Origin of the sequence: Hugenholtzia roseola DSM 9546 (genome assembly GCF_000422585.1) — a bacterium.
Classification (GTDB): Bacteria; Bacteroidota; Bacteroidia; order Cytophagales; family Bernardetiaceae; genus Hugenholtzia; species Hugenholtzia roseola.
Window position 1 is genome coordinate 180415 of record NZ_KE383881.1, and the last position, 22351, is coordinate 202765.

Here is a 22351-nt window from a genome sequence, read left to right on the forward strand (position 1 = left end):
GCTAATTGTTTTGTCTTTTCTTGCCAAAAAGTACCAGAGTAGCGACAAGAAATTGCCCTTTCGGAAGTGAGATTGAAATAAAAAAGGTTTGAATAATAATAAAAAATATTTTTTACACCCAAGCCCCGAATTGAAGAAGGGCGCGACTTTTTCTATTTCGTATCCCAAAAAACACTATCTTTGCGCTTTGCAAACGAACTTTACCCTACGGATAACAAAAATATATGGACACTAATATCGCGGCGAATACTTACAGCGAACTTTTCCCCAAGGTCATCTCGCACGCCAAAGAATATGGCTTTGTGTTTCAGTCTTCGGAGATATACGACGGCTTGCAAGCAGTGTATGATTATGGTCAGAACGGAGTAGAATTGCGACAAAATTTACAACAGGCTTGGTGGCTTGCCATGACGCGCCTACACGAAAATATTGTAGGCATAGAAGCGGCTATTTTTATGCACCCCACTACTTGGAAAGCCAGCGGACACGTAGATGGTTTTAATGACCCTATGATTGACAACAAGGATTCCAAAAAACGCTACCGCGCCGACCAACTTTTAGAAGAACAAGCCCGCCAATACGAACTTTCTGGAAATACGGCTAAGGCAACCGCATTGCTTGCCGAAATGAACGAGCTACTCAAAAAAGACGATTTAGAAGGCGTGCGCAATCTTATTATGGCAGAAAAAATCCTTTGCCCTATCTCCAAAACGGCAAATTGGACAGAAGTCCGCCAGTTTAATTTGATGTTTTCTACCAAAGTTGGGTCAGTGGCAGAAGAAGCGACAGAGGTCTATTTGCGCCCTGAAACTGCACAAGGGATTTTTGTCAATTATCTAAATGTGCAGAAAACGGGTAGAATGAAAATCCCCTTTGGAATTGCACAGGTAGGAAAAGCCTTCCGAAATGAAGTCGTGGCGCGTCAGTTTATTATGCGTATGCGCGAATTTACCCAAATGGAAATGCAATTTTTTATCAAACCGGGAACACAAAAAGAATGGTTTGAGTATTGGAAAAATGCACGTCGCAAGTGGCATCAAGCTATCGGCACGCCCGACGCACGTTTGCGCTTTCACGTACATGACAAGCTCGCCCACTATGCTGATGCTGCCGAAGATATAGAATTCGAGTTTCCTATCGGTTGGAAAGAAGTGGAGGGGATTCACTCGCGCACGGATTTCGACCTTTCCCAACACGAACAGTTTTCTAAGAAGAAACTTCGCTATCACGACGCACAGACAGGCGAAAATTTTGTGCCTTATGTAATAGAAACTTCTATCGGCTTAGACCGTCTTTTCTTGCTAACCCTCTGCCAAGCCTATCGCGAAGAGGAAACCACCGACGAAAAAGGCAAGAGCGAAACCCGCACGTATTTGAGCCTGCACCCTGCCCTTGCGCCTATCAAAGTTGCGATTTTTCCTTTGGTCAAGAAAGAGCCTTTGGTAGAAAAAGCACGTCAGATTGTGGATATGTTGAAATTAGATATGAACGTATTTTACGAAGAAAGTGCTTCTATCGGCAAGCGTTATGCGCGTCAGGACGTATTAGGCACGCCTTTTTGCGTTACCGTAGATTTTGATACGATTGAAAAGGAAGGCGAAACGGTTACCTTGCGTTATCGCGATAGCATGAAACAAGAGCGCGTTTCCATTGCTGATTTAAAAGAAAAATTATTATACGAAACCAGCATCAACAGAATTTTAGAAAAGTTGGTGTAGTGCCTTCAAAACCCTAAGAATTTTCAAAATTCTTAGGGTTTTTTAGGCGTTGTTAAAATGGTCAGAAGGTCAAAAAATAACTTTTTGTACCTCGAGCAACCTCCTGAACCCCCACCCTGCCCTCCCCCCAAAGGGGAGAGTTCGAAAACCAAATCAATTTTTTTGCATTTATGCGAAAAAATTGATATAAAATTGAAGCCCCTCCCTATGGGGGAGGGGTTTGGGGAGGGGTGCATTTTTTGCAAAATACAAAACAAAAAATCAAATAAATGAAAATATTTGAAGGTTTGAAGGTGATAGAATTAGCCAGCGTACTTGCAGGTCCTTCTGTGGGTCAGTTTTTTGCCGAAGGGGGGGCGCAGGTTTTAAAAATAGAAAATACAACGGCAGGGGGAGATGTTACACGCTCTTGGAAGTTGCCTAATGAAGATAAAAATAGTACGATTTCTGCTTATTTTTCTGCCGCTAATTGGGGCAAAGTAAGCCTTTCCCTCGATTTGACACAAAGCAGCGAGCGCAAGCAATTTTATAGCCTATTGCCACAAACCGACATCGTAATTGCAAGCTATAAATGGGGAGATGCTGCAAAATTAGGCGTAGATTACGATACGCTTTCAAAACTAAATCCTGCCCTTATTTATGGTACGATTGCAGGCTATACCCTTGAAAAAGAGAAAGTTGGCTATGATGCCATCATACAAGCCGAAGCGGGTTTTCTTTATATGAATGGAGAAGCCGATACGATTGAAAGAAAAGGAAAATCTGTAAAGATGCCTGTGGCGTTAGTGGATATTTTGGCAGCTCATCAGCTCAAAGAGGGCATTTTAGCGGCTCTTTGGCGGCGCGAAAAAATCAAAAATAATAATTTATCACAAGAAAAATTAGGTACAAAAGTAGAAGTTTCTCTTTTTGATGCTGCTGTTAGCTCTTTGGCAAATCAGGCTACAAATTGGCTCAATGCAGGGCATATTCCGCAGCGTTTGGGCAATCAGCACCCCAATATTGTCCCCTATGGCAGCACTTTCGAAACCGCAGATGGCAGCGAAGTTATCATTGCCGTCGGCACAGATAAGCAATTTTCAAATTTATGTGAAGTGTTAGGATTGGCAGAGTTGCCACATCAAGAGGCTTTCAAAACAAACCCAAAGCGCGTAGAAAATCGCCAGCTTTTATTGCCTATCTTAGAAAAAGCCTTTTTAAGATATGAAAAAAAGTTTTTAATAGAAAGTTTAGAGGCTAAAAATGTTCCCGTTGGCGGAGTCAATGCAATGCCCGAAGTGATGCAAAAGGCAGCCCATCTTATTTTGGAAGTGCCTCAAAATCAAAACCTTAACTTGCGCGGTGTGCGCAATTTTATTGCACGTTTTGAAGGAAACTACCTTGATGTAAGCGATTTAAAGCCGCCTCCTTTTTTGGCGCAAAGCCAAAAATAAGCAAGACTGACAAAAATCATTGTTTTGAGGCTCGCTCTGCCTGACCTTTGTAGCACACTAAATTCAAATTTTAATGGCTACTTTCTTTTTTGCCGTTGTGATGCTTCACCTATTGATAGGCTTTGGTTGGGTTTTGTATAAAATCGCTGTGCCGCCACGCCAGAAAAAATCTATTTCTGATGCCAAGAGAATAGATGCTAAGGGAATAGATACTAAGAGAATAGAGAAAGATAAGCAATAAAAGCCTCTTTTTTGTAAAAAATAAAGACGCAATAGCCTTTTTTTGTGAAAAATTAAGTCCAAAATTTTCCTTACCGCATAAAGATACTAAGCTACCCTTCGAGGGCGTTATTAGTCCAAACGTTCTTTCTTGTTTCTTAGGGTGCTTCTTTGGGGCAGCACCTACCAACTTTGTGGCATAGTTTTTTCGTTATACCCACTATAAAACTTTGTCTTGCACTTAAAACTAAAATCTTTCTTTTTCTATATAGTGAAACAATAATACATACTTTTTCTGCTGTTTTCTTCATTCATTTCAAAAACATATCCTTTAAACTTACTAAAATATGACCGTAAATAAAAAAAATATCCTACTCTTTGTATTCCTTTTTCTTTGCAACTGCTCTTTTTCGCTTTGGGGTCAGAGTTTGCGTCAGGCAAAACCTACCGAGAATGGGCTGGTGCATGTGCGCGAATACTACGATTTCGACCACCAATATTTGAAGGCTGAATACTATACTGATGCCCAAGATTCTACCTTAGTGGAAGGCATGTACCGAAAATATTACGTTACGGGCGAGCTTATGTCAGAAGTAGTTTTTAAAAATGGTCAAATACAAGGTCAGCTTTTAGAACTATATCCTGATGGCAAGCCCAAGACAAAGGCAGCCTATCACAACGGTTTGAAAGAAGGCAGGTTTGAAGAATATTATCCAAGTGGAGCAATTAAAACTTCTTACCTTTGTAAAAATGATAAAAAAGAAGGCGAAGTTTTAGTTTTTAACGAAAACGGAAAAGTGGTGCAGCGCGGTTTTTATGTACAAGACGTGCTACAAGATAGTTTTTATACTTACTATGATGAAGGAAATATCAAATCGCGTTTGTATTTTAAAGATGGTGTTTTGTCAGATACGGTGCGTTATTATTATGAAAATGGCAATTTAAAAGAGCTTATTCCCTATCAAAATGGAAAACAAACAGGAATAGAGCAAACTTTTTACGAAAATGGCAATTTGAGAACGATTTGCGCCTACGAGGAGGGCGAAATGAGTGGCGATTTCAAAAGTTTTCACCCCAACGGAATTGTGGAGATGGAAACCCTCAATATGCATGGGCGTAAAAACGGCTATTTTCGACGTTTTTCTGCTGATAGCGTACTTTTGCAGGCGGCAAACTATAAAAATGGGGCATTGCATGGCAAAAACGAAATTTTCTATGCCAATGGAAAAATAAAGCAAATATTAGACTATCAAAATGGATTGCCTCAGCAAGCAGTTTTGTATGATGAAAATGGCAATTTGATACAAGAACTAAAATATCTTACCGAAAATCATATCAAAACAAAAGAATATTATAACAACGGAAAGTTAAAATTAGAAAAAGAGGAAGTGAAAAAAGTGCCTTTTGGAGTTTGGAAATACTATTTTTCCAATGGCAATTTACAAACCAAAGAAGAATACAATGAAAAAGGCAAACTAACAGGCACACGCTCTACTTATTACAGCAATGGCAAGAACAAGACCAAAGAAAGCTATGCGCATGGTTTTCAAAATGGTGAAACCACTACTTGGACTGCCGAAGGAAAGTTGGAAAGCAAAATCAATTACAAACTTTCTATGAAGTGGGGCTATGCCGTCTTTTATCACCCAAACGGAAAAATAGCCAGCGAGGGCTTATTTTATCGCAACTATAACTATGGAAAATGGTATTATTATGATGAAAATGAACTATTAAGCCGTCGTGAAATTTATAAAAGGGGAGCTTTGAAGGAAGCACGTACTTATAAAAATGGTAAGAAGCGCAAAAAAAATCCTATTAAAGTTCCCAAATAAAATCCTATCTTTGCAGGATAAAAAGGAAACTTACCTTTTTATCCTGTTTTTTTTATCTCTTTTATTGCTCAAGATATGAAACTTGTTTTTCTGAAAAGCCTCCTATTTGCTTTTTTATTTTTACTAAATAAAGAGGCAATTTTAGCACAAGCCACAGCTTCCTGCACCGAAAAAATTACTTGGGTTACGCCTTTTGAAGCGGGAAAGCCCAAAAAAAGAATAAAACAACATTGGAAAAAGGTTTGTGAAAACAAAAAGACGAAAGAAATATATACCAAAATAGAAGAAGAACAGGAATGGGATTTCTCTTCGGGGGAATTAGGACGTGAATTGCAGTATGCGCAGCATTTTTATGATGCACAAGGCAGGCTACGAAAAACGGTATACCGTCATGGTTATGAGGGAAATGATGGGGGCGAAGGCGAAATAACCTTTGATTATCAGGGAGATACCTTAATAGAGAAAGGCAAAACCGCAACTTTTTCTTTCCATGTTCAAAAGATTGAACAGAAAGGGACACAGCCAGAAAAGCCGCTTTTGCGCTTAGTGGAAGCCCGTTATGAGAGCGAACTTTTGCCACAATATAATTATTGGGCAATAGAAAGAGAAGAAAATGAGTTTTTAGAAGAAAACAACCTACTCAAAAAAACAACTAAAAGCTACAAAAAAATATATAAAGACGCAGAAGAGAAAGAATACGATACCGACCAAAAGGAAGAAATTAGTTATTCTTATCGGGCAGACCTTAAAATTGAGAGCGAACTGCATAGCTTTTGGCAGGAAGATAAAAAAACAGATACAGAAAAGAAAACGTACTTTTATGATACGGCGCAGCGATTGATTCGCGAAGAAGTATTTTCTTTGACAGAAAATAGCCTTTTAAATAAAAAAACTTATACTTATTTAGGGCAAACAGATAGCCTGCTTCAACAGCAGGAGGTTCGCTTTAAGGAGGAAAAACCCCTTTGGCGTGAGTCTTTGCAACGGGAATATGATGCCCAAAATCGTTGTGTGAAGGAATATTTTAGCCGTTTTAAAGAAGAACAACTTATTTATGAGGCTATTTGGGAATATACCTATTTGGAAGGTGGGGGAAAGAAAATACTAAAAAATGAACGATTTTATTATGGACAAGGCGGGGCGATGAACTCGGAAGAAGTAATTTTGACTACCTACCAGGCAAATGAGGAGTTAGGTTCTGTTTTGCGCAACATTCGTTTTTTTGAAAATAGCAAAACTATATCGGAAACGATTGATAAACAAGAGGTTAGCTATACAAAATTGCCGCCTTATCGAATACAAACTTCTATTTATACACACCATCGAAAAGAAAATGAGCTTGTGATAGAAACAGAAAAATACACGATTCGTAATTTTTTTAGTATAAAAGATAAAACGGTTTTGCTCAAAACGGATACTGCCGATAAGGACGGCAAACTGATAGAAATTACCGAGTTTGAGGAGAAATAATCAAAACCCAAACGCTTAGAACAAGTTATGTAGGAGGCAAAACGTTTTTTATTTTGCCTTTCTTCCATTCTTAAAAAAATGCAACATGATTTTTGAAAAAATAGAAAAAAAACATCAACTATTTTATACAAATTTTAAACTTTCTGAAAAATGGGCGACCAAATTTCAGGCTCTAATTTTGGTAATGCACCTTGCAGGGGCTATGGGGCTGGCTTGGGAGGTTTCGCGTCCGTTTTTTACTTGGGCTACGCCCTTTAATTTATTATTTGCTTCTTCTATTTTGTTTTTATTTCATCAAAAATGGGAGCAAAAGTTTTTTCTTTTTTCTCTGCTCTGTTTTTCTACGGGCTATGCAGTAGAGGTTTTGGGGGTGCATACAGGGCTTATTTTTGGCACGTATTGGTATGGCGAAACATTGGGTTTCAAGATTTTGGAAGTGCCACTTACGATAGGTTTAAATTGGTTTGTACTTACATATTGTTTTAATTTTTTAGTAAGTTTGATTTTTAATAGATTAAAAAATAGAGAAGATAATCTAAATAAAAAACTGATTGTTTTAAAAGCTCTTTTTGCGGCTTCTTTTATGGTCGGTCTGGACTATTGGATAGAACCGATAGCGATACGTTATGATTTTTGGCAATGGTCAGAAAATATAGTTCCTTTACAAAATTATATTGCTTGGTGGATTGTGAGTTTCTTTCTATCTTATGTATATCATAAAAAAGAAATTCAGGCTAAAAATTTATTAGCTTTAAGTTTGCTTTTTGCACAGATTTTATTTTTTGTAATAGGTCATTTTATTTGAAAAAGGACAAAGGTCTTTTTTTTGCTTTTCGTTTGTAGCCATGTTATTTTTGCTGCGGCTAAGGCGCAAGGGTTATCTCCTATTTTTGTAGTCTTTCACTACTAACAGCAAGATAATAATACAATAGTTTATCCTTTTACTACATTTTACATGCTTATTCTTAACGCACAAATCGTCAATGAAGGTAAAATCTTTGAGGGCGACATCTGGATTCAGGAGGGCAGAATTGCCCAAATTGGTACTAATTTATCTGGAAAAAATGATAAATTAGTGATTGATGCAAAAGGTAAATTTGTGATGGCGGGGGTGATTGACGACCAAGTGCATTTCAGAGAACCCGGTCTGACACATAAAGCGCAAATTTATACCGAAGCGAAGGCAGCAGTGGCAGGTGGCACTACTTCTTTTATGGAAATGCCCAATACCAATCCGCAGACCTTGACGCAGGATTTATTGGCGCAAAAGTACGAAGTGGCAAGGCGCGAATCCTTAGCAAATTACTCTTTTTTCATGGGAGTTTCTAATAATAATTTAGAAGAAGTGCTAAAAACAGATAGAAAGTCGGTTTGCGGACTCAAAATTTTCATGGGTAGCTCTACGGGCAATATGTTGGTGGATAACCGTCAGATTTTAGAGCGGGTCTTTGCCGAAACAGATTTGCTTATCGCAACGCATTGCGAAGATGAACCTACGGTTCGAAAAAACTTGGCAGACTACCAAGCGCGATACGGAGAGGCAATTTTGCCTAAGCATCACCCCGAAATTCGCAACGAGGAGGCTTGTTTGCGTTCCTCTACGATGGCGGTAGAATTAGCAAAAAAATACAATACACGCCTGCATATTTTACATATTAGTACGGCAGATGAAATATCTCTTTTTACCAACGAAATTCCTTTGGCGGAGAAACGCATTACGGCGGAAGCCTGCGTGCATCATTTGTGGTTTGATAGCGACGACTACGAGCGATTGGGCAATCAAATTAAGTGCAACCCTGCGATTAAAAATCCGAGCCATAAGCCCAAAATTTTAGAGGCGGTACTTTCGGGCAAAATAGACATTATTGCCACAGACCATGCGCCGCATACGTGGCAGGAGAAAAGTCAAGCCTATAACCAAGCTCCTGCGGGCGTGCCTTTGGTACAACACTCTTTACTTATGATGTTAGATTTTTATCATCAAAATAAAATTAGTTTGCCACAAATTGCAGAAAAAATGGCACATAACCCTGCTATTTGTTTTCAAATGAAGGAGCGTGGTTTTATTCGCGAAGGGTATTGGGCAGATTTGGTTATTTTTGATACGACTGCGCCTACGCAAGTGAGCAAAGAAAACATTTTGTATAAATGTGGTTGGTCGCCTTTTGAAGGTTATACTTTTGGTTCAAAAATCACACAAACGATTGTATCAGGGCATTTAGCATACAACGAAGGTGTTTTTGATGAAAGCAAAAAAGGAGAACGCCTCTTTTTTGAACGCTAAAAAAATGCTAACTTTCGCCCACTGAAAGAAGTAAGTACCTTTCTTTCAAAGCGTTGATAAGAATGATTATAGAAAAATCTATAATCATTCTTAAACTTATTTTAGAAAACACAAAACTAATAAAAATAATTTGAACTTTCCATATTTTATTGCCCAAAAATTAGATAAGCAAAAAGGTAGCAGTTTTTCTACTTTTATTAGTAGGATTGCGATTGGCAGTGTCATGATAGGAATTGCGACGCTTCTGATTTCCTTTGCCATCTTTTCAGGCTTTCGCCAGACGATTTTAGACAAGATATTTTCCTTTACAGGGCATGTCGAGCTTATCAAATACGACCTTAATTACAATACTTATGAATCTTTACAACCAATTTCTATCCATGATGCCTTTGTGCAGGCGGTTGTGAGTGATGCGCGAGTGGCGAGTTATCATACCTTTACCAAAACGCCTGCTTTGCTCAAAACCGATAACGAGGTCTTAGGGCTAATTTTAAAGGGAGTGGGGGGAGATTTTCAGTTGCCATATTTTGAAAAAAACTTGGTAGAGGGGCGTTTTTTGGACACCCAATCTGATACCACAGCGGAGGGAGGAAGCAAGGAAATTGTGATTAGCAAACGAACTGCCGATAAATTAGAACTAAATTTGGAAGATGAAGTCATTGCATTTTTTATCAAAGAACCTCCACGACAAAGAAAGTTGAAAGTTGTAGGCATTTATGAAACGGGAATAGAAGATTTTGATGATAGATTTGTGTATGCAGACCAAAGATTGCTACAAAAATTGAATAATTGGGAGGATAGCTTGGTTGGCGGCATACAGTTGCGGCTTCATCAATTTGATAATTTGGAAGAAGACTATGACGAATTAGACGACCTTAGTGGTTCGTATTTATATTTAGATAGAGTAACTTTAAGTTACCGTCATTTCTTTGATTGGTTTAAAATGTTGAATCAAAATGTATATATTTTTCTTGCCATTATCTTATTTGTGGCTTGCTTTAATTTGGTTTCGGTGCTTTTGATTTTGATTACCGAAAGGACAAGTATGATTGGAACATTGAAGGCTTTGGGTGCGAAGGATATACAAATTCAGCGCGTTTTTTTCTATAAAGGGCTAAAACTTACGATAAGGGGGCTTCTTTTGGGAAATTTATTGGGCTTGGGTCTTTCTTGGATACAACTCTTTTTTAAGGTAATTCCCTTAGACCCTGAAAATTATTATATGCACCATGTTCCGATTCGCATAGAACTTTTACACGTTATTTTTATTAATTTTGTTGTTATCTTTTTAATAAGTTTTGTTTTATTTCTACCCTACATTTACATCAAACGTATCAAACCCATCAGGGCAATTCGTTTTGATTAGACTTGGTCAGAAATAAGAGAGGCGATTGAAAATACAAAAAATCTTGTATCTTTGCTTGTGAAAGGCTATCTTGCTTCTTGTAAAATTTTCGAACCCTATTTTTAGATTGTATGACTGATGATGCTCTGCTTACCGTCCATAATTTACAAGTGCGCTTCCAGACCGAGCGGGGCGAACAAACGGCTGTTCAGGATTTGAGCTTTCGCCTACAAAAGGGCGATACGTTGGCGATTGTGGGCGAATCGGGGTCGGGAAAGAGCGTTTCCCTGCTCTCTATTTTGCGCCTGTTGCCCCAAGATACGGCACGCATGCAGGGCAGTATCGTCTTTGGCTCGAAGTCTTATGGGCAGATAGACCTTATGTCGCTTTCGCGCGAAAAGCTGCACCACCTTCGAGGCAATGAAATATCGATGATTTTTCAAGAACCGATGTCTTCTCTCAATCCTGTTTATACTTGTGGCGAGCAGGTGATGGAGGTGATTTTAAGGCACGACGAAAAGTCTTCGCGCCGTTCTGCAAAAAATCGCGTCTTAGGGCTTTTCGAAAAAGTGCGCTTTTCAAATCCAGAGCGCATCTTCAAATCTTTTCCGCATGAGCTTTCGGGCGGTCAGAAGCAGCGCGTGATGATAGCGATGGCATTGGCTTGTAAGCCGCTTTTGCTTATTGCTGACGAGCCTACAACTGCGCTTGATGTAACGGTGCAGGCAACGATTTTAGATATTTTAAAATCTTTGCGGCAGGACGAAAACATGTCTATCATTTTTATTACGCACGATTTGGGCGTAGTGGCAGAGATTGCCGATAGGGTTTTGGTCTTGTATCAGGGCAAAGCAGTAGAGGAAAATGGCGTTTTTGAGCTTTTCAATAACCCCCAACACGCTTACACCAAGGGGCTTTTGGCGTGCCGTCCGCGCTTAGATGTGCGTTTGAAAGTGCTGCCAACGGTTTCTGATTTTATGCGAACCGACGAGACGGGAAATATTGCCGAGCTTGCCGAAGTGAAATTCAAAGATGTAGGGCAGGCGATTATGTTCAATTATCAAACGGAATCAGAAATTATTAAAAAGCGTGAAAGATTATACCTAAAAAATCCTATCCTAAGTATTAAAAATTTATCAAAGCACTACGAAGAGCAAGAGGGCGGCTTTTTTTGGAAACGAAGCAAGACTTTTAAAAAAGCTGTCGATGACCTTTCTTTTGATGTTTATCAGGGCGAAACCTTAGCCATTGTAGGCGAATCGGGCTGCGGTAAGACTACTTTGGGGCGCACCATCTTGCGCCTGATAGAGCCAACGGCAGGAGATATTATCTTTGAGGGGAGAAAAATTCATGAACTTTCGCAAAAAGAGTTGAGAATGGTTAGAAAAGATATGCAAATTATCTTTCAAGACCCTTATAGTTCGCTCAATCCGCGCCTGACCATAGGCGAAATTATTTCCGAGCCGATGCGCATTTACCAGATTGGGGCAAGCGAAAGGGCGCGACGAGAGCGCGTGATGGAAATTTTAAATTTAGTCAATCTCAATCCTGCTCATTACCATCGTTATCCACACGAATTTTCGGGTGGGCAGCGGCAGCGCATTGCCATTGCGCGTTCATTGGCATTAGAACCCAAGTTTATCATTTGTGATGAATCGGTTTCTGCCTTAGATGTGTCGGTGCAGGCGCAGGTCTTGAACCTTTTGAATGCGTTGAAGGAACAATTTGGACTTACTTATATTTTTATTTCGCACGACCTTTCTGTGGTTCGATTTATCGCTGATAGGATTATGGTAATGCAAGATGGTAAAATCGTAGAATTAGATTTTCCTGAAAATATTTATGACAAAGCCCAAAATGAATATACCCAAACGCTCATCAATGCCATTCCGAAAAGCGACATAGAAAGTGTCCGAAAGCACATGATTCAGCGAAAATTGCAACGAAAAGAGCAGCCCGATTGAGCCTATAAAAGTGAGGTTTGTAGGGTTTGGTCTATTAAACTTTTGATTTTCAAATTTTTAAAATAGACTAAACTCTATTGTAGTATTTTGTAACATTTCTTAAACTTTATCTAAAATTTTAAATAAAGTTTTATTTATAATTTTTATCCTATAAAATCTTTTTCAAAAGGCGGGCATGTGAAGTTGTATTTGCCAAAGAAGAAACATTAAACAAAATCACGTCCGTAATATCGTGTTCTTCTACCAACTTGCTGATACTGCCTTTAAAATAGCGATAGTCTATCACAAAGACCTTTTCAAAATGGGCAGGTAGGTAGGTTGTGAAAGGGTTTCCGTAGGAATTTTTTAGAATAATCGCTCGCCTACCCGTCTGAATTTGAGGGGAGTCTATCCGCATCATAGGAAAATCTGCCCCTAAAAAAACGCCATAACTATTCGCGCCTTTGGCATATAGTTCAGAATAAAGACTGCATTTCCTACCTTTTACCAAATTAGTAGCCGAAAAAGCCTCTGCCGTTGTCGTGTAAGGAATTTTGTAATAAACTACCGAATCGCCTTTTTCTTTTAGGCGACTGTCGCGCGTCATTCTATACAAAGAGCCTAAAAAGTTTGGAATTACTTTTCGCTCCAAACTGTCTAAGGGTAAGGCACTTAGCTTTGCAGTTTTGCAAAAGGCACGATAAGCATAGTAAGCCCCTAAGCCTGTCCAGTGGTGGTCGGTATTGAAATATAGGTACTCATCTTTATGCGGACGCATCTCCTCTAAGGCGGAAACGGTCTGTATGTTTTCGTTGAGTTTTGAATAAATATAGTTGATATTTTTGCTTTCCGAGCGGCTATGTTTGCGGTAGTTATCGGGAAGATAAAATTCAGCATGAATTGGTACGATTAAACTATAAATAGTTGCTTTATCTCCTATTTTTTCGTAATAGGCGTTAGAAGCCTCAATAAAAGTCTGTGCTGTTTTTTCTGTTCCCCCGAAAAGTTGGATTGCCATGCCGTTGTAGATAAGCATGCCATGACTGCGCGTAACCTCGCTTTCTTGTGCAATAACTTCCTCATTTTCAACGTTTTCCGCGCTTGTGCTGTCTTCTAAGCGAAGTTGGCGCAAGGTATCTGTGCTTTTCTCGGCGGCAAGTAGGCTGTCGGCTTCGTTTTTTAGGTTTTCCTCTAATTCAGGATTTAGTACAATTTCACCTCCATAAAAGCCAATCTCTTCAGACCTAATGCCCTTGTTTTGCTTAATCTCAAAGGCGAAGGCTACAAAATTTTCACGAAAAGGGAAGTTATCTGCAAAATATAGGTCTATGCTATCTAAATATTTCCCCGAAAAGAAATTGCTCACACTTAGGCTCGGCATCTGGGCAAGTTTTCGCTTTTCACTTTCCGAAACTTGGGGGCGTTTCCCAAAAAGAGGGCTTGCAAAAAATAAAATCCCTAAAAAACCTAATAAAACAGAAAATAAAATGCTATTAAAATAAAGGGCGTACCGTTTTTCAAGTTTTTGGGTCTTTGTGGTAGCACTCAAATTGGCGTTTGAATTAGACATGGATATAAAGTTGAAATAAAACAACAATAAATTTGAAAAACAAGAAAACACAAAGAAAAAAGAAAGAGAAACAAAGCAGCAGGAGGGCTAAAAAGGACTTGCAAAACTACTCATTTTTAACGAATTTTGATACAACGTCAGGGCAAGAACTTGCGTATTAGATGGGTATTCCTAATCTAAACCCCTTTCTCAAATGCTTCTTGATACTCAAAACTTCAATTTTAGCCAAGAACTTGCCCAAGAAAAACAAAAAATGGAGCAGGATTTAGCTACACTTGACAAAGACGAGCAGGCAACCGTTCGCCAAACGGTAGAATACGCAGAGCTGACCGACATTCCCAAAACTGCCTTGCGAAAAGGAGCAACTATTCCCAATTTTTCCTTACCCAATCACGAAGGCAAGCAGGTAGCGATTCGCGATTTATACCAAAAAAAGCCACTTGTCATTACCTTTTATCGAGGACAGTGGTGTCCTTTTTGCAGCCTTCAACTTCGCAGTTTGCAGCAGCATTTGAGTCAAATCGAAAATGCGCCCGCTCTTTTGGTTGCTATTTCTGCCCAAACGCCCGATTATACGCTTTCTACCAAAGAAAAATTTAATTTAGGATTTGAAGTTTTAAGCGACAAAAATGCGGAGGTTGCACATCTTTTTGGTATTAGATACAAAATTCCAAATTATTTATACGAGGTCTATAAAAAATTCGGAATTGATTTAGAACTATATAATGGTACTACCCCTGACGTTGTCGCCCTACCTGCCTCTGCCACTTATATTGTAGATACAAAAGGCAAGATTATCTTCGACTTTGTAGCCATTCACGATTACGACAAATTAGACCCTAAAATTGTTGTTGATTTTTTGAAAAAACAAGCTAATTTTTAAATTCAAAATTAAAAGCTCCTATTGGAGCTTTTTTTATATTTTTTCGTGCTATTTTATTTATATTTTTGTTTTAGTCTACTTTGCCACAAATAGAATAGTAGGTATAAACATAGTTTCATAAGCTATTATTTATCAATACATTAGTTCTTTCTTTGAGCTGTTTTTTCAATTCAATAATGGCTTGTACTTCATTGCCAATTCTCACAATTTCATTTTTATCTTTGTGAATAGGCAACTGCAAATCCATAATCCTATTGCCCAAAGTGGAAAGTGTAGCCTGCACGAAAGTAAGCATTTCTACTTGTTTTTGTACTATGTTTGAGTTGAGCAAATAGAATAAATAAAATGGATTTAATTCGTTCATTTGTAATACCCTAATTTTTCGCAAATGACTTTGAATGATGCACTTTGTGTCGTTTCTGGTTAAAATTGCGCTTCTACCAATTAAAAAAGTACCATCATTGACAAACAAAATATCATTTTCTCTTACATCTTGTTGTTTTTTGTATTGAAGATAAATTTCTTCGGCTACTGATTTTATGGGATTTGCCTTAATTTCCCAATTCACAATATCGGTAGTTCGCACAAAAGGCACATCACCTGTTCCATAGTATTTTGAGCCTATTTCATTGCCCCTTTTGATTTGTAAAATCCCTCTTTCTACCAAATCTCCTACTTTTACTAAATCATACAAACCACTTTTTTTAATTTGATTTAATATTTGTTTTACTTCGGGCTTATAGGTTTCAGGAATATAAATATGATTTTCAGTTTCTGTGGTAGGTACTGCAAAACCTAAAACGCTTTCTTCTTCTAAATTTCCACTTAAAAACTTTATAAAATTTTGAGCAATTTCGGGGGTTTCATCATCAAGAATTTTGTTGCCTTGCTTGTCAAAAATATATGAACCATCTTTATTAAACTTAAAAGTTGGTTTTCCATTTTTATCGTGTCCTATATTTTTGGCGATTGCCATAAACACTTGACTGCGATTATTTGGCTTTTTTTCTAAAAAAACTACGCTTGTTTTGGTGTGCGTACTGGGTTGGAAAGTTTCTTGGGAAAGCGAAATAATACCCAAAATAGAACAATATTTTTTCACATATTCCCAAACATAACGGTCTGACGGATTACCAAAAACGCCTTCGGGCAAAACAATACCTGCCCTTCCGCCATTTTTCAGAAGTTGTATAATGCGTTCAATAAACAAAATTTGAGGTGGTTGTTTTTCTCTTAATTCTTTGGTTATTAGATATTTACCCTTGTTTTGGTCTATTCCGCTTTGTATATTATTTTCTTGCCAAAAGTAGCCTAATTCGTATTGTTTCAATAGATTTTCGCCAATGACAGGAATTTTTGCTCCAAAAGGTGGGTTTGCTAAAATTAAATCAAAACTCCCTAATTGAATATTATTTTGCGTTTCAGGTTTCCACAAGGTAGGCACTTCAAGACTGTTTTCACAAAAAATATGATATTCACTTTCACCCAAAATAGTCAGATAAATTTTAGCTAACTTAGATAAAAATAAATCTTTATCAATACCTGAAAGATAATAATTTGAGGCTTTATTTTTAATTAAATGTTGTAAAATATGGGCAATAAACCCCCCTGAACCGCAAGCGGGGTCTATAATTCTTTCGCCTGATGTGGGTTGTAAAACATCAATCATCATTTGCACCACATTGCGAGGCGTAAAAAACTGCCCTTCTCCACCACGAAACGAAGTACCTATCAATTCTTCAAAAGCATCAGCAATAATATCTCGGTCTGCGTTTAAAATAGAATGTTCTTCCATTTTAGACACAATAAAAGATAAATCATTTGCTTGAATTTCTAATTCTTCTTCTGTTTCAAAAATATCGGTATATTGGTTTTTTACATTTTCAAAAAGGGTAAAAATTCGTTTTTGAAAATCTGGCAAATTCTCATTAGGTCTATTTGCAAAATTGACTAATTGCTCCTTTTCTGTATATTTTTCATCATAAATTTTACAAAAAAGCAAACGCATAATATTTTGAGCAATTTTTTCATCTCTGGTTATGCCCGTTACGTTTCCCGCAAAATAATCTCTTATCTCCCTAAAAACAACTTTTAGGTTATTGATAGGCGTAAGGTCTTGCTTGTAAATCAATTTTTTCGGCTTATTGAGTTCGGCTGAGATAAAAATGTCCATCGGTTTATATTCGGAAATTAGGAACTTGCTTTTTTTGGAATTGCCCTACGCACAAAGTTTATAGAAAGTACAAAAGCCTAAATTACACACATTAGTCCGCCCTTTGGCTTCGCCGACTTTCAGTTTGCAAACATAATTCATCTGTTTTATTTTTTCAGTTCAGCACGTAATTTTTTGATGTAATCAACTGATAAATCTGTCATTTGATTTATAAAGTTATCATCAGAACCAGCCAAAATCATACGTTTTGCAATTTCAACCTTATTTTCTTCTACTGCCGTTTCCATAGCTGTTTCAATAGCACTTTTCATGCCCCAATATTGAATGAGGTTTTCTTCATAAATGGCACGCTGTTCTGCACTCAAACCTGCTAATTCCGCAGTTTCGAAAGCCTTTTGAAAAATAGGCTCATTAAGAATGTTTGGAATATGGTCAAAACTTTCTAAATTTTTCAGAAAGTAACACCATTTGTCAAACTTAGTTTCTAATTCGTTTTCCTTTTTGTTGAATAAGGGCATTTGCAAAAATTTGAAATGTAGTTTGTCGAAAAACAAATCTCCATCTTGGTCTTTCAACGCAACATCACGCCTAAATTTGCGTTTTTCCTCCGCTTCGTCATATTCAAAGTCAAGAACAGCCACAAAATAAATAGGTTCTAACCTGAAATTCCATTCACCTGTTTGGGCTTGGTCGCGGATTGGAAAAGTTACATAAAATAAACTTCTATCTTTGAAATATTTTACCTTCGCCTTTTGCATTTCTACGATAAATCTTTCACCCGAAAGTGCCTTGCAATGAATATCAAAAATAGCTTTTCTTTCTGCCGACAAATCTGCCAAATTTTCAACATTGCGAAAATTTAAGTCTGCAATTTGGTGATGGGCAGGCAAAAGTTGGTTCAAAAAATCAATCAAAAGGTCTTTATTTGCTTCCTCGCCAAAAAGTTTTTTGAAGCCAAAATCTGTATAGGGATTGATGTACTTTGCCATTGTCGTATTTCGTTAGGTGCTATCACAAAGTTACGAATTTTGGGCTATTTTTGAGGATTTTTCTTTTAAAATTGGTAGCAACATTTTCGGGCTTTGCGTTCGGGCGGGTTTCGGAGCACAAAGCTGCCAGCCAGCACTGAACTTAAATAGAAGCACAATGCTCCAAGTTTGCACGTCAGCCCGCTTGACGCAAAACCCGTGTTATAAGCCGTTTTTCTTGTCAAATCAAATGTCATTGTCGTGTTAGATAAAGATTGTAACCTTCTTGTCTCGCTTTCATCATTTTTTCCGACCAACCATTGTTATTTGATACATAAGAGGATTTTAGAATTAATTTGTCCTTTGATAATTTTACTATTCCTAATGTCATAATCATATCGTATTCAGTTACACTTATTTCATTCTCCCAAATGCGATATGAATAGCCATTGCATTTATTTGTCGAGTCTTTTGGATAAATGTCAAATGTTCCATTAGGATTAAAGGCAAACTTTGTCCCTGGATACAAGTCATTGCAAAAAGATGGCATTCGAGTCGGTATTATGTCGGAAGAGTCAAGTACCCAATTTCCGTTAAGTAGTTTTTTTGTCGGGTTAGTTTTGATAAATCTTTCTATGTCCTCTTGTTCATACTCATTCCAACGGCTACAATGGAATACTTTGTTGTCAGTAGTAACAAGTATTATGCTATTTGAATCTAAAGAAAATATTGAATATTTAAGCTGTCCATTATCAAACACTTTATTGTCTTTAAAAGTTAGTGAGCTGTCAATTAATTGACTCTCGCTGTAGTGAGAAAGTCTCCCAAATTTGTCATTAGGTGTGAAATAAACTATATCCTGAACAAATTCTTTTGAACCATATAATGAATCTAACATCCACTGATGAACTAAAAATTCCTTTGTCAGTGGAACTTTGCTTTCATAAGATGCTGTCTTGTCAGAATTACAACTTAAAAGTCCGATTGCTATTAGAAATAATATTGTCTTTGTCGTCTTCATTAAAATGGCTTATAACATATAGTTATACGAACTTCAGTTCGCATTTCCAAAATTTTTTCGTACCCAAAGGACTTTGCACCCTTCGATAATACGATTCAAACAGGCAACTTTTGCAGCCCAAGCCCTTATACGTCTCTAACAGTAGCAAGTTACACCTTTTTTCCAAGGGGCGCAAGTTTTTTTTACTTTTTTGTTGTCAAAACTTGCAGGACTATTGGTAATTAAGTCGTTTTCTGTTTTTTACAAAGATACAAAAAAAGTAAGTCTGAAAATCGGGAACTTGTTTTTTTTAAGCTGTGCCTAACGGCTTATAACTGCTCGAAAGTAGCGATTTTGAAAGGTCGTCTTACCTGCTAAAGCTAATTATGAAGCAAAAATTTTGCTGGTAGCTGTTTCTTCGTATTAAATCACATACTTTATTTTATAAATTTTTTATTTTTAATAAATTTAATAATTCATTTATCGCTTTGGTTTTGTAAAGCGGCTTTATCCAGCCACCTGAGGGAGGAGAATTTAGAAATCCATATTTAACTTCTGGCACAAAGCTAAAAAATATTATATTATTTTTTTTATTATATATTGTTATAAATTCAGTTTTTTCTCCGATTAAACTCACAACATAGTCAGGAGTTTCTCCCGGGTATTCAGTCGTTGCTAATGTAAATTCAAGGTTGTTCCAATATTCTATTTCTTGCTGTGTCAATTCAATAGTTTCCTGATTATTGACGGACACAGAGTTTATACTTGAAACTTGTGTCGATTTAAGCTGCTCAGGCGGCACTTTATACCCTACCACTATTAAAACAACTATTCCCATTAAAAAAAATAGTATGATAATATATATAGTTTTTAGTTTCATTTTAATATATTTTAATGGTTTGTAATTATATAAAAATAGCAATTTTAAAATAACACTTTATCTGCTAAAGTCAACTATGGAGCAAAAACCTTGCTGGTTTTTGTTTCTTAGTCCTAAAGTATATGCTTTGTTATCGGAAGTTTTTTATTTTTTATCATAAATTATTAAATTAAAAATAGAATCGCACTGTGCATTTGGTCTTAATATTAAAGTTGTCATGCCGCTTCTAATAATATATTCTGAGTCAATTCCTGTCATACAAGAATTTGACATTTTTTTGTCTAAATCATTATTTTTATATGCGTTTTTTATGAACGATTTTAATAACTCTTTCTTTTTCTCCATACGAACAAAAGTCTGATAGTCTGTCCCTTCGTTAATAATCAATAATAATTCATATTCACCCTTTTTCAAGTTGAAAATCTGTTCGGAATATCCACCAAATCCTCCATAGATATTTTGTTGGATAGTTAGTTCCTCAGAATTTAATATTATATTGAGTTTTTCTTCGTCCGTTTGCTCACAGCTTGAGAAAATCAATATGCCAAGTACGAAGAAAAGTGATTGGATTTTTTTATTGGTTTAAACATGCTAAAATATTTTTTGCCATTATAACATTAAGTGCGGTTTTTACGCTTTCGTACTTCGTAGTTGCTCTATTTGTTCAATTGTCAATTCTGTTGCCTTTGCTATAAATTCGTTGTCTGAACCCAACGAAATTAAATTTTTTGCAACTTCAAAGTTTCGTTCCTGCTTTGCCTCCAACTTGGCAGTATATTCCACACTCATTTCAATGCGCCTATTTTCTTGAAAGCGGTCATACATTTTCTTTTCTTCTTCTGTCAAATTTTCGTAACGCATTTTCTCTTTTGCCTTGTCCAAACCTTTTGCCTTGAAAGTATCTTTTACCTCACTGTTTTTCAGAAAATACACCCACTCGTCAAGCGTATCTTTGGCAGTATTATTAAAATTATTTACTTTCAAAATAAAATATTTTGGGAAAATATCAGCTACTTTTTCTACTTTGAAATCCTGTTTTTGCAAAGTTGTGGGCGTTAAAATATCCTTTTGATGCAAGCCTACAAATTCGCCCTTGTATTCATAGACGTAATCCTTACCTTGCCCCAAGCCAAAATAAACGATATTGACGGAGTATATTTTTTTGATTGTGCCATAAGGTTCGCCCTCTTTAATGTACTCTGTAACCAATTTGGATACGCCAAAAAGCATCCTGTGGAAATAGTCAATTTCAGAATCGTTTTGTACTTCCACAAGCATCAACTCGTTATTTTGACTTTTTACCAAAATATCCACCCGATTATATTTATCATATTCATCTTGTTTATTTCCTTCACTTTCTAAAATGCTCTCAATCGTTACATCAAAACGAAGCAACTCGGATAAAAAACCCTCCAAAATACCAAAGTTGGCTTTGTTACGTAGCAATTTTTTCATTGCCCAGTCGAAACGAATTAGTTTTTTGCTCATAGTTTTCTGTTTTTTACAAAGATACAAAAAAAGTGTTAGCACTCGTTTTATTGCTTTTTGTGGCGTAATTGCTCTATTTGCTCAGTCATCAAACCTGTCAATTTGGCTATTATTTGATTATCAAAACCTTCTTTTATTGCATTTTTAGCCATTTCAAGTTGCTTTTTAAGTTCTGCTTCTTGTACAGCCTCTTCTACTGCTTCTTGTATTCTTGAATTTTCGTCGAGGTAATGTTTTTGTTGGGCTTCGTAATATTCACGTTCCTTTTCGTTCAAGTACATTACCTCCAATTTTTCACTTGCCTTTTTGATAGACTCTATTTCTGCCAATTCTTTTGGAAGGGTGTTTTTGGAATAGACATCTGCATTGTTCAAAAATGCAGCCCACCTGTCTAAAATAGTCGTTATAGTTTTATATTTATGTTCAAATTTTTCCAATTCCACAAAATACAAATCTAAATAGTCTAAGTCAGGGTGAATTTCGTTTGTTTCTCGGTCTTTCAGCGTAAAACAGCGATGGTACTTATCATCTTCGAAAAATTCAAAATCCATTAAACTAATGACAATACATTTGTGAAGCTCGAAGTAGGTTTTGCGTTTTTTCCTTTCTTGTTCTTCTTTGGTAAGATAATCCATTTGCGAACCAAACATTTTTGCCCAATAGTACAAAGTCCTTTTACCATAAAAATTTGAGCCTTTCAGTTGCATTTCTATGTCGTACAAATTCCCTTGTTCGTCTTCTGCTTTGATGTCCAAAATGGATAGTTTGCCTTCGGCATAGTCCGACACGTTGTAAGGATTTTTTAAGGTAATTTCGGAAACTTGCTTTTCTGTGGGCAAAATAGCATTAATCAAAGACAATAGAATGTCTTTGTTTTCCTCTGAACCAAAGAGTTTTTTGAAAACTAAATCTATTTTTGGATTGACTTTGCTCATCTTCCGCAGGGTTTTGTTAGGCTGCAAAGTTACAAATTTTGTTAGAATTTTCTCGTTTTAGTGTCGTCTTTTAAAATAGGGGCTAATGAATTTGGCAGCACTTTCCTCGCCCTACGCACAAAGTTTATAGAAAACACAAAAGTTCAATTTAGCACGTCTGCCCGCCCTTGCCACAAATGCAATGTTGTCATTAGTTTTTATTCTTTTTCG

18 protein-coding genes are annotated in these 22351 nt (G+C 36.9%); 10 read left to right on the forward strand and 8 right to left on the reverse strand.

The features are described 5' to 3' along the window. Positions 1–224: 224 nt before the first annotated feature. From G500_RS0114455 to G500_RS0114505, 9 genes are all read left to right on the forward strand, one after another. Positions 225–1718: a glycine--tRNA ligase gene (locus G500_RS0114455; protein WP_035757503.1), complete on the forward strand. Its 1494-nt coding sequence runs from the start codon at positions 225–227 to the stop codon at positions 1716–1718. A gap of 269 nt (positions 1719–1987) precedes the next feature. After that, the gene (locus G500_RS23625) at positions 1988–3151 is read left to right on the forward strand and encodes a CaiB/BaiF CoA transferase family protein (RefSeq protein WP_051203664.1); all 1164 of its coding nucleotides are present in this window, start codon (positions 1988–1990) and stop codon (positions 3149–3151) included. A 73-nt stretch (positions 3152–3224) separates the two neighbouring features. Next, positions 3225–3392 (forward strand): hypothetical protein, encoded by a 168-nt coding sequence (locus tag G500_RS25765; protein WP_154657168.1) that lies wholly within the window; start codon positions 3225–3227, stop codon positions 3390–3392. 325 nt (positions 3393–3717) lie between these two features. Next, positions 3718–5202 carry a toxin-antitoxin system YwqK family antitoxin gene (locus tag G500_RS0114475; RefSeq protein ID WP_027003072.1) on the forward strand — a complete coding sequence of 495 codons (1485 nt, stop codon included), beginning with the start codon at positions 3718–3720 and terminating at the stop codon, positions 5200–5202. Between the two features lie 75 nt (positions 5203–5277). Continuing rightward, complete coding sequence (locus tag G500_RS0114480; protein ID WP_027003073.1) at positions 5278–6672, forward strand: hypothetical protein; 1395 nt, start codon at positions 5278–5280, stop codon at positions 6670–6672. Between the two features lie 85 nt (positions 6673–6757). After that, the gene (locus G500_RS23630) at positions 6758–7477 is read left to right on the forward strand and encodes a carotenoid biosynthesis protein (RefSeq protein WP_086047925.1); all 720 of its coding nucleotides are present in this window, start codon (positions 6758–6760) and stop codon (positions 7475–7477) included. A 150-nt stretch (positions 7478–7627) separates the two neighbouring features. Continuing rightward, positions 7628–8956 carry a dihydroorotase gene (locus tag G500_RS0114495; RefSeq protein ID WP_035757506.1) on the forward strand — a complete coding sequence of 443 codons (1329 nt, stop codon included), beginning with the start codon at positions 7628–7630 and terminating at the stop codon, positions 8954–8956. Between the two features lie 130 nt (positions 8957–9086). Continuing rightward, complete coding sequence (locus tag G500_RS0114500; RefSeq protein WP_027003075.1) at positions 9087–10322, forward strand: ABC transporter permease; 1236 nt, start codon at positions 9087–9089, stop codon at positions 10320–10322. A gap of 110 nt (positions 10323–10432) precedes the next feature. After that, a complete protein-coding gene (locus G500_RS0114505) occupies positions 10433–12265 on the forward strand; it encodes an ABC transporter ATP-binding protein (protein WP_027003076.1) in 1833 nt (610 codons plus the stop codon). A gap of 148 nt (positions 12266–12413) precedes the next feature. Here G500_RS0114505 and G500_RS23635 read toward each other — a convergent pair whose 3' ends face one another. Then, positions 12414–13814, reverse strand: a complete 1401-nt coding sequence (locus tag G500_RS23635) for a DHHW family protein (protein ID WP_051203667.1) — start codon at positions 13812–13814, stop codon at positions 12414–12416. Positions 13815–14007: 193 nt separating this feature from the next. Between G500_RS23635 and G500_RS0114515 the strand changes: the two genes are divergently transcribed. Next, the gene (locus G500_RS0114515) at positions 14008–14697 is read left to right on the forward strand and encodes a peroxiredoxin-like family protein (RefSeq protein ID WP_027003077.1); all 690 of its coding nucleotides are present in this window, start codon (positions 14008–14010) and stop codon (positions 14695–14697) included. Between the two features lie 115 nt (positions 14698–14812). On the opposite strand, the gene G500_RS0114520 is transcribed toward G500_RS0114515, so the two are convergent. The 7 genes from G500_RS0114520 to G500_RS0114555 form a co-directional block, all read right to left on the reverse strand. Next, complete coding sequence (locus G500_RS0114520; protein WP_027003078.1) at positions 14813–16870, reverse strand: N-6 DNA methylase; 2058 nt, start codon at positions 16868–16870, stop codon at positions 14813–14815. Between the two features lie 146 nt (positions 16871–17016). Then, positions 17017–17859, reverse strand: coding sequence for an Rpn family recombination-promoting nuclease/putative transposase (locus tag G500_RS0114525; RefSeq protein ID WP_027003079.1), 843 nt, complete (start codon positions 17857–17859; stop codon positions 17017–17019). A 232-nt stretch (positions 17860–18091) separates the two neighbouring features. Further along, on the reverse strand, positions 18092–18859 hold the full coding sequence (locus G500_RS0114530) for a hypothetical protein (RefSeq protein ID WP_027003080.1): 768 nt from the start codon (positions 18857–18859) through the stop codon (positions 18092–18094). 421 nt (positions 18860–19280) lie between these two features. After that, a complete protein-coding gene (locus tag G500_RS0114540; protein WP_027003081.1) occupies positions 19281–19718 on the reverse strand; it encodes a hypothetical protein in 438 nt (145 codons plus the stop codon). Between the two features lie 144 nt (positions 19719–19862). After that, positions 19863–20258, reverse strand: coding sequence for a hypothetical protein (locus G500_RS0114545; protein WP_027003082.1), 396 nt, complete (start codon positions 20256–20258; stop codon positions 19863–19865). A gap of 90 nt (positions 20259–20348) precedes the next feature. Continuing rightward, on the reverse strand, positions 20349–21206 hold the full coding sequence (locus G500_RS0114550) for an Rpn family recombination-promoting nuclease/putative transposase (protein ID WP_027003083.1): 858 nt from the start codon (positions 21204–21206) through the stop codon (positions 20349–20351). Between the two features lie 47 nt (positions 21207–21253). Continuing rightward, a complete protein-coding gene (locus tag G500_RS0114555; RefSeq protein WP_154657169.1) occupies positions 21254–22168 on the reverse strand; it encodes an Rpn family recombination-promoting nuclease/putative transposase in 915 nt (304 codons plus the stop codon). Positions 22169–22351: the final 183 nt, after the last annotated feature.

Coding starts and splice junctions, on each gene's coding strand:
- G500_RS0114480 (WP_027003073.1), top strand. CDS start 5,278: ATGAAACTTGTTTTTCTGAAAAGCCTCCTATTTGCTTTTTTATTTTTA.
- G500_RS0114550 (WP_027003083.1), bottom strand. CDS start 21,206: ATGAGCAAAAAACTAATTCGTTTCGACTGGGCAATGAAAAAATTGCTA.
- G500_RS23635 (WP_051203667.1), bottom strand. CDS start 13,814: ATGTCTAATTCAAACGCCAATTTGAGTGCTACCACAAAGACCCAAAAA.
- G500_RS0114525 (WP_027003079.1), bottom strand. CDS start 17,859: ATGGCAAAGTACATCAATCCCTATACAGATTTTGGCTTCAAAAAACTT.
- G500_RS0114495 (WP_035757506.1), top strand. CDS start 7,628: ATGCTTATTCTTAACGCACAAATCGTCAATGAAGGTAAAATCTTTGAG.
- G500_RS0114540 (WP_027003081.1), bottom strand. CDS start 19,718: ATGAAACTAAAAACTATATATATTATCATACTATTTTTTTTAATGGGA.
- G500_RS0114530 (WP_027003080.1), bottom strand. CDS start 18,859: ATGAAGACGACAAAGACAATATTATTTCTAATAGCAATCGGACTTTTA.
- G500_RS0114475 (WP_027003072.1), top strand. CDS start 3,718: ATGACCGTAAATAAAAAAAATATCCTACTCTTTGTATTCCTTTTTCTT.
- G500_RS0114520 (WP_027003078.1), bottom strand. CDS start 16,870: ATGGACATTTTTATCTCAGCCGAACTCAATAAGCCGAAAAAATTGATT.
- G500_RS23630 (WP_086047925.1), top strand. CDS start 6,758: ATGATTTTTGAAAAAATAGAAAAAAAACATCAACTATTTTATACAAAT.
- G500_RS23625 (WP_051203664.1), top strand. CDS start 1,988: ATGAAAATATTTGAAGGTTTGAAGGTGATAGAATTAGCCAGCGTACTT.
- G500_RS0114515 (WP_027003077.1), top strand. CDS start 14,008: ATGCTTCTTGATACTCAAAACTTCAATTTTAGCCAAGAACTTGCCCAA.
- G500_RS0114455 (WP_035757503.1), top strand. CDS start 225: ATGGACACTAATATCGCGGCGAATACTTACAGCGAACTTTTCCCCAAG.
- G500_RS0114505 (WP_027003076.1), top strand. CDS start 10,433: ATGACTGATGATGCTCTGCTTACCGTCCATAATTTACAAGTGCGCTTC.
- G500_RS25765 (WP_154657168.1), top strand. CDS start 3,225: ATGGCTACTTTCTTTTTTGCCGTTGTGATGCTTCACCTATTGATAGGC.